Below are 7,109 nucleotides of genomic sequence, written 5' to 3'. Positions count from 1 at the left end.
TTCGCCGTCCCAACATTTGAGCAGCAAGCACACCACCAACAAATCCAAAAAGATGCCCTTGCCAAGAAACCCCTGGTTGCGAAGGCAAAACTCCCCAGATTAAACCTCCGTAAAGAAAACCAACAAATAGAGATAAAGCGATCGACATAAAGCTACGTTCAAAAAATCCCCTTAATAGCAAGAAACCAAAATAACCAAAGATTAACCCGCTAGCTCCAATATGAACAGAATAAGGCGCACCTGTTAGCCAAACCCCAAGTCCACTTACCAGCATCGTCACCGCACTAACCAGAAAGAAATCACTGGTTTCTCGCAGCATAATCAACCATCCGAAGGTAATAAAAGGGAGGGTATTCGCTGTTAAGTGAGCAAAATTCGCGTGCAGGAAAGGCATAAATAAGATGCCGCGAAGCCCTACCATACTGCGAGGACGGACTCCGTAAGCATTTAGCCGCCCTCCTAGCAAAAACCAGTCAACAATTTCTATAATCCACATCAGGGCAACGAACCCACCTAGTATTGCAGCCTGGGTTTGCAATTCGCTGGCGATTCCTTTGACTTTTGGGTTGCTCATAATTATCTCACGGCGACGCTTTAATTATATCCCTATTATATTTTAGTTCACAAAGGAGTCAAATAACTATGGACGATGTACAACTCGGAAAATATCTAAGTCTTCATGAGTTTTGTACTTGTACCAATACTTATCGCCATTATGCCGATAAAATTAATCCGTTTCCTCAAAATTCAGCCGCCACTATCCAGGCAATTAAAGATTTAAACGATTTTATTATCGATCCCGTAATTGATTGCTTTGGTAAAGACAGGTTTCAGCTAACTTATGGATTTTGTTCTGCCGATCTAAAAAAATATCTAGAAAAGAAAGATCCGATTACGGGCATTAAAAATGGTCGAGTAGCTCCTAAAATTGACCAGCATATCGCTTATGAACTCAATAAAAATGGTCAATATTATTGTCCGAGATTAGGAGCCGCTTGTGATTTTTTTATTAGGGATTTATCGAGCAATGAGCTTGTGGAGTGGATTATTTCGCAAAGGTTGCCTTTTGATTCTCTCTACTTTTATGGAGAAGATAGACCAATTCATATTAGTTATGGGCCTCAGCACAAAGGAGATATTTGGACATTTACAGCTATCGGTACCCCGACTAAAAAAGGAATTGAACATTGGGTAAAGGCAAAAGCGCAATTGTCCTCTGGCTTCGATCGGGATTATTCCCAAGTTTAATCGACAATTTGACTTGGATTTTTAGTGTCAAATTATTAATTTATAAAAAAATTTATTAATTAAATAAATTGAATAAATTACATGGCGTAGAATTATAGCTTAAAAATCAATAGTTATCCCAATATGTTACATAAATTAAAATAAATTATTTTTTGTTAGTATTCTTATGGAGTTATACTCTCGCAAATCATTGAGTAATATAACTATATATAAACTTTATACATAAAGCCAACTTTATTTTAAAAAGTCATTTGATACTGTGGATGAGTGGAAGCAAGCCTTCCCACCTTTAAGTGAAACTAGGTCACAAAACAGACTCATATCAACAATAAATTTCTCTTAAAAGTTGGGTGCTAACTTAAGAATAACTGTATAAGGTCATCATTATCTATAGAGATATTAGTTTGTTCTAAATTAGCACTACTCAAGTCTACTTAGCTTAAAACAAGGTGTATATTATGAGATGCTTACCAGAAACTATCAGCCAACTTAGCGAAGATTTTTTAGAGAGCTTAGGTTTGGCTTTGTGGATCGAGATTATTACTCTATCACCTCATTGCATCTACTACTTTGGCCCTTTTGCTTCTAAGAAGGACGCTCGAATTGCTATCCCAGGCTATCTCAAAAACTTGGAACAGAAAAAAGCCCAAGTAAGCACGATTAATGTTAAGCGGGGCAAGCCAATTCAACTCACAATTTTGGGCACAGATTTAGAAGAATATAACAAGAGTCAGTCTGCACAAAGCCATTATTTTATCAAAGCAGTATACAGCTAAAAGAGCTTTCGGCATTTACTGACAAAAACTTCTCAATCCTTGAATGCTCTGAAATCGTTAATGATTCCCTATCTAAGATAATGATTGCTAAATCTTGCCCTTGTTGTTCTAATCCTTTACTGAGGCAAGTGCGCCATCGTGGTTTGTATTGGTTTTGCGCCTCCTGCTGGCAGGAAATGCCGGATTTACCTGCGTTTCTTGCCAACACAGATCGGGACTTTTTGCAACAACTTGGTTGCAAAAGAAATAGAAATACTTCTACTTAGGAACTCCTTTACCTGAAACAATAATCACTTAGTATTCAGTGAGAAATCGACCCAAAAAAGTTCAAGTTAAGGTTATTTAATGGTTACAAAAATGAATGCGATAGAAATTGTAGATCGATACGCTAAAGGCACTCGCCAATTTATCGGCACACAATTACAAGAATTAGACTTGAGTGGGCAGAAGCTCAACGGAGCAAATTTGGAAAACGCTAACTTGCGGGGGTCAATTCTCAGGTGGACAGACATGAGGCAGGTCAACTTAACTAATGCCAATCTTGTCAATGCCGATCTTACTAATGCTAACTTGAGAAACGCCAACTTAAAAGAAGCAGACTTACAAGGTGCTTGTTTACAAGGGGCAAATCTAAGTGGAGCTAACTTGATAGATTCTAACTTGATCGACGCTAAATTAACGAATGCCAACTTCACAAAAGCTGATTTGCAGAGGGCGAATATGAGCGGCGCGAAACTGAGTTGGGCTTCCATGTCTGAAGCTAACTTAACTGATGCTAATCTGAGTTGTGTCGATTTAATTGAGAGCAATCTTAAGGAAATTAATTTAACTAGGGCTAATTTGCTTTTGGCTAACTTGAGTGGCGCTGACTTGAGTAAAGCAATTCTGGATGAAGCCGATATGAGCTTTACTCAATTGACGGGAGCGAATCTAAGATCGGCTTCCTTACAAGGGACTAGGCTCTGTTGTGCCGAGCTAGTTGGGGCTAGCTTGTGGGGGGCGAACTTAAGCCGAGTCGATTTGCGAGGAGCAATGATTATCGGAATAGATCGGCGCGATACTATTTGGGCTGAGACAATTATGCCCGATGGTAGAGTTTATAGTAAGAGTAGAAGCGTAGAATTTTTGTAGGATCTATTGCGGATATTATCTGAATTGCAAAACTTAAAAACTATCCTCATCAATACATCCATACCTACTTATTTATGACTATTTTAGTTAACAGATTTTTTGTTGAACTTGGTAGATTTGCCTTTGATGAAAGCTTAATTACAAAGCTTTCACCAGATTTCAATTCCGAGGTAAGTTAAATGGACTCTGTAGAAATTTTAACTCGATATGCTAAAGGCGATCGCGAATTTCCGGGAGTACAACTACGACGTTCGGACTTAACAGGGGCAATCTTAACCAAAGCAGACTTGAGAGATGCTGACCTGAGCGGGTCAATTCTCACCAGAACAGAACTGCGACAGGCAAACCTAACTAACGCCGACCTCACCAACGCCGACCTAATTAACGCCGACTTGTGGCGGACTAACCTCACGGGAGCTCGACTCAGCGGAGCCACCCTCTATCGGTGTCACATGAGCGGCGCAATTCTACGGGCCGCTAGTCTCCGACGAGCTGATTTGAGCGAAGTCAACTTGAAGGGAGCCGACTTGACCGGAGCCAGCCTACGCGGAGCAACTTTGCGGCGGGCCGACTTGAGCGAGGCCAACTTCACAAAGGCTGACTTGAATGGCGCAACTCTGCGGCGGGCCGACCTGAGCGAGGCCAATCTGACAGACGCAGAACTAACGAATGCTGACTTAACCAACGCTGATATGTGGCGGACGAACCTCAAGGGAGCCAAGCTGAGCCGAGTTTCGCTGCGGCGAGCCGACTTGAGCGAAGCCGACTTGAGTGATGCTGACTTGAGTGGAGCAGACCTGAGAGGAATTGACCTCAGTGGTGCCAACTTGAGTGGCTGTAACCTCACGGGAGCAAACATGATGGGTGCTGACCTCAGTGGCGCGAACTTGACGGGGGCTGATATGACTAGGGCAAGTCTGACATCAGCAAATCTAACTAACAGCAACCTGGCGGGAGCTGAGTTGAAAGGGGTAGAGCTTTCTGATGAATTACCTAATGGTAACTAAAAGAGAAATATGAAAGCATTCAACAAGTTAAAAGGGGAGAAAACCATGAATGCTAATGAATTGCTAAGTCGATATGCTGCGGGAGAGCGCGATTTTCGGGAAGTGAATCTTACCGGAGTCACGGTAATTGAAAGCACTCTTTATCAAGCTAATTTAAGTGGAGCTAATTTATCTGGGGCGAATTTGAGCCGCAGTAATTTGCGTTTTACTAACTTAATGGGAGCTAATTTAAATGGAACAATTATGAATGGAGCTAGATTGACAGGGGCTATCTTCAAAGGAGCTCTCATTAATAGTATAAATCTCAGTCAGGCTTATTTGAATCGGACAGACTTAACAGGATTAGACCTGAGCGGGGTAGATTTGAGTGAGGCTAAATTAATTGGAGCTATCTTGCGGGGTACTAACCTGAGTCAGGCGGATTTAAGTGCGGCAAAATTGCAGGGAGCTAATCTGGATGGGGCTATACTCATGGACACAGATTTAAGTCAGAGCAACCTCAGTGGCATTAACTTAAGTAGAGCAAAATTAATCGGAGCCGACTTGAGAGATGCTAACTTGAGTGAGGCAAATTTGTCGGGAGCATTACTGAGATTTGCTAAACTTAGGGGAGCCGATTTGAGAGCAGCGAATCTGTTTGGTGCAAATCTTTACTGCGCTGATTTATATGGGGCTAGTTTTTACGCGGCGGAATTAAGTCATGCTAATCTGCAAGGTACACTGATTGCCAATGCTGACTTCCGTGAAGCTATTTTGACGGGAACTATTATGCCCGATGGAAAGATTCATCATTAATTGTTAACTGTTAACTGTTTTACTTTTTTTGAGGCGTTCTCGGATCTTTTTCTTCAAAAATTTAACCCGCTCTGGGTCAGCATCTGACCGCCAAAAAACAGAATGATCTTTAATTTTCACCCCATATTCTTGAAGAAATTTAACCCAATTTCGACGAGTTTTAATTCCACTAATATCATCTAAAATACCTAAATATTCCTCTTGGCGGCTAAGTTGTGCAAACTTATCATACAGGGGATAATTAGGAGTAACAAAAGTTTCCTTACGATGCAGGATCGGAGGATTGCGAGAGCTAAAATACTCTTCGTAGCTCACAGAAAGGTCGCGTAAATCAATGTGCATAGCAGTGTCTAAAGCTGGATGCGGATCTGTATCAAATTCGGGATAAAATAAATAGGAAATTTTCGGTGTATTAGTATGAAACTTAATAACTGTTGCACCATCTAAGCGGCCAATTGTCCGGTTAGCACAACCTTCATACAGGCGTAGCAAAGGATCTAGTTCTTCTAATGCTGAAATGTGAACTGAGAGAGATTTAGAAACTTTGTAACCAATAGCACTATCTTGACAAATATCAGAAATTATGGTAGAACTTCCTAAACTATAAAGCATTAAATCTGCCAGCACGCAGGCTTTTTGATAATTATCAAATAAACCCTTAATATCATTTTTAATTTGAGTGGGAAATTTGCGAAATTGAGGGCGATCGCCTAAATTACTCAAAGCGATATAAACTAACAAATCTTGGCGGCGTTTATCAGCAATTACTTCCCATTCTTCACCATCAGTTGCTTGTAAAATAACTTGAAAAGCACGGTGGAAATTTTTAAACTCCTCTTTAATAATTGACTCTTCAGACAATTCACCTTTCACGGGAAGACGGCCGCGATCGCTCACAAAAGCCATTAAAGGTGCAAGCACTTCTTCGTAGTCTTCAAATCGCTTAACTTGAACGCAAATTCTCGGAGTGCTAACACGGGATCTAAAGCGAGAAGCACGAAAAGTTTGAGCTTCAGATTCATCGCGAAAAACAAAGTAAATACCTAAAGCAACAGGAATCGAATCAACATTTAGAACTTGGTCTATATAAACTTTTAGTTCTTCCTGCTCGTAATATTTCTGAAAAGTATTCCGGGAAGTAATTACTCCATCACCGTAAGCAATTTGACATTTATTTCTATCATCAATAAGTACCTGAGCAGCCACAATTAATATTTTTTTAGTTAGCATCCAAGCATTGAGTAAAGCCTCTCGCCGTTCCCCTAAATCTTCAATCACATTAATTATATAACCAAGATTGACAATATCAGCAGAAATGTGGGAAGTATCCGGCTGATAATATGGGTCCCACCCAACAGCAGCAAAATTTTTCTCAGCAATGCGTTTAACATCACCGCCATATCCGCAACCATAATCAAAAAAAGTTGAGCCTTCTGTAAATAAGTTTGCTTCTAGGGCCAAACGCACTGGTTTAGATAAAGAATGCCGGCTCATCGCAGCTTTATGACGCTCTATCTTGGGAATAGAAAATTGGTAATTATCCTCATCTTCGCCTCTATCAAATTCAATAACTGAGTGATCTAGTTGTATTTCTACGCCTTGCTTTTCTAATAGATCGAGCCACCCTTGGCGAGTACCAATAGTGCTGGTATTGTTGAGAAGACCTAATGCTTCTTCTGATTTCGTAAGTTCGGCAAACTTCTGATAGTGAGGGTAGTCAGGAGTAACAAAAGTTTCTTTACGATGAAGGATCGGAGGATTATCAATTTTGGTATAATCTTTATAGTTAATTTCTCCAGTTTCTAAATCAACTTGAATGCTAGTGTGCAAGGTTGGATGAGGATCTAGATCGAAGTCGGGGTAAAAAAGATAAGAAATTTTAGGTTTATTAGTATGAAATTTAATCAGCGTAGTTTTGTCGGTACAATCTATCTTACTGCTGGCACAACTTTCGTAGATTTTGAGTTGAGGATCGAGAGCTTTTAAAGCTGAAATGTGGACGTAAAGAGCTGTGGGCAATTTTTTACCAATTTGGCTATTTTGGCAAAGGTTAGAAATTTGTAAATTGGGAATTAGGGATTGGGAATCCATAGGGGAGAGGGGGAGAAGGGGAGCGGGGGAGCGGGGGAGCGGGGGAGATGGGGGAGATGGG

Annotated in this window: 7 protein-coding genes; 5 read left to right on the top strand and 2 right to left on the bottom strand. The window is 40.6% G+C overall.

Going from position 1 to position 7,109, the window contains the following annotated elements; genetic code table 11:
• The coding region (locus tag PN499_RS07330) for a rhomboid family intramembrane serine protease (protein WP_272031059.1) at positions 1 to 574 on the bottom strand (574 nt) is incomplete at its 3' end.
• 68 nt (positions 575 to 642) lie between these two features.
• Here PN499_RS07330 and PN499_RS07325 point away from each other — a divergent pair.
• The 5 genes from PN499_RS07325 to PN499_RS07305 all read left to right on the top strand — a co-directional run bounded on the left by PN499_RS07325 (position 643) and on the right by PN499_RS07305 (position 4,957).
• Positions 643 to 1,248, top strand: coding sequence for a hypothetical protein (locus PN499_RS07325; protein ID WP_272031058.1), 606 nt, complete (start codon positions 643 to 645; stop codon positions 1,246 to 1,248).
• Positions 1,249 to 1,706: 458 nt separating this feature from the next.
• On the top strand, positions 1,707 to 2,024 hold the full coding sequence (locus PN499_RS07320) for a DUF1816 domain-containing protein (protein WP_272031057.1): 318 nt from the start codon (positions 1,707 to 1,709) through the stop codon (positions 2,022 to 2,024).
• A gap of 345 nt (positions 2,025 to 2,369) precedes the next feature.
• Positions 2,370 to 3,155 carry a pentapeptide repeat-containing protein gene (locus PN499_RS07315; protein WP_272031055.1) on the top strand — a complete coding sequence of 262 codons (786 nt, stop codon included), beginning with the start codon at positions 2,370 to 2,372 and terminating at the stop codon, positions 3,153 to 3,155.
• Positions 3,156 to 3,334: 179 nt separating this feature from the next.
• Positions 3,335 to 4,162: a pentapeptide repeat-containing protein gene (locus PN499_RS07310; RefSeq protein WP_272031054.1), complete on the top strand. Its 828-nt coding sequence runs from the start codon at positions 3,335 to 3,337 to the stop codon at positions 4,160 to 4,162.
• A 45-nt stretch (positions 4,163 to 4,207) separates the two neighbouring features.
• Positions 4,208 to 4,957, top strand: a complete 750-nt coding sequence (locus tag PN499_RS07305; protein ID WP_272031052.1) for a pentapeptide repeat-containing protein — start codon at positions 4,208 to 4,210, stop codon at positions 4,955 to 4,957.
• 3 nt (positions 4,958 to 4,960) lie between these two features.
• Here the strand turns inward: PN499_RS07305 and PN499_RS07300 are convergent, their stop codons facing one another.
• Complete coding sequence (locus tag PN499_RS07300; RefSeq protein WP_272031060.1) at positions 4,961 to 7,048, bottom strand: DNA phosphorothioation-associated putative methyltransferase; 2,088 nt, start codon at positions 7,046 to 7,048, stop codon at positions 4,961 to 4,963.
• Between the last annotated feature and the right edge of the window lie 61 nt (positions 7,049 to 7,109).

The sequence above is a fragment of the Kamptonema animale CS-326 genome, assembly GCF_028330895.1.
Taxonomy (GTDB): Bacteria; Cyanobacteriota; Cyanobacteriia; order Cyanobacteriales; family Microcoleaceae; genus Kamptonema; species Kamptonema formosum.
This window is presented reverse-complemented; position numbering and strand designations above follow the sequence as displayed.

Coding starts and splice junctions, on each gene's coding strand:
- PN499_RS07325 (WP_272031058.1), top strand. CDS start 643: ATGGACGATGTACAACTCGGAAAATATCTAAGTCTTCATGAGTTTTGT.
- PN499_RS07320 (WP_272031057.1), top strand. CDS start 1,707: ATGAGATGCTTACCAGAAACTATCAGCCAACTTAGCGAAGATTTTTTA.
- PN499_RS07315 (WP_272031055.1), top strand. CDS start 2,370: ATGGTTACAAAAATGAATGCGATAGAAATTGTAGATCGATACGCTAAA.
- PN499_RS07310 (WP_272031054.1), top strand. CDS start 3,335: ATGGACTCTGTAGAAATTTTAACTCGATATGCTAAAGGCGATCGCGAA.
- PN499_RS07305 (WP_272031052.1), top strand. CDS start 4,208: ATGAATGCTAATGAATTGCTAAGTCGATATGCTGCGGGAGAGCGCGAT.
- PN499_RS07300 (WP_272031060.1), bottom strand. CDS start 7,048: ATGGATTCCCAATCCCTAATTCCCAATTTACAAATTTCTAACCTTTGC.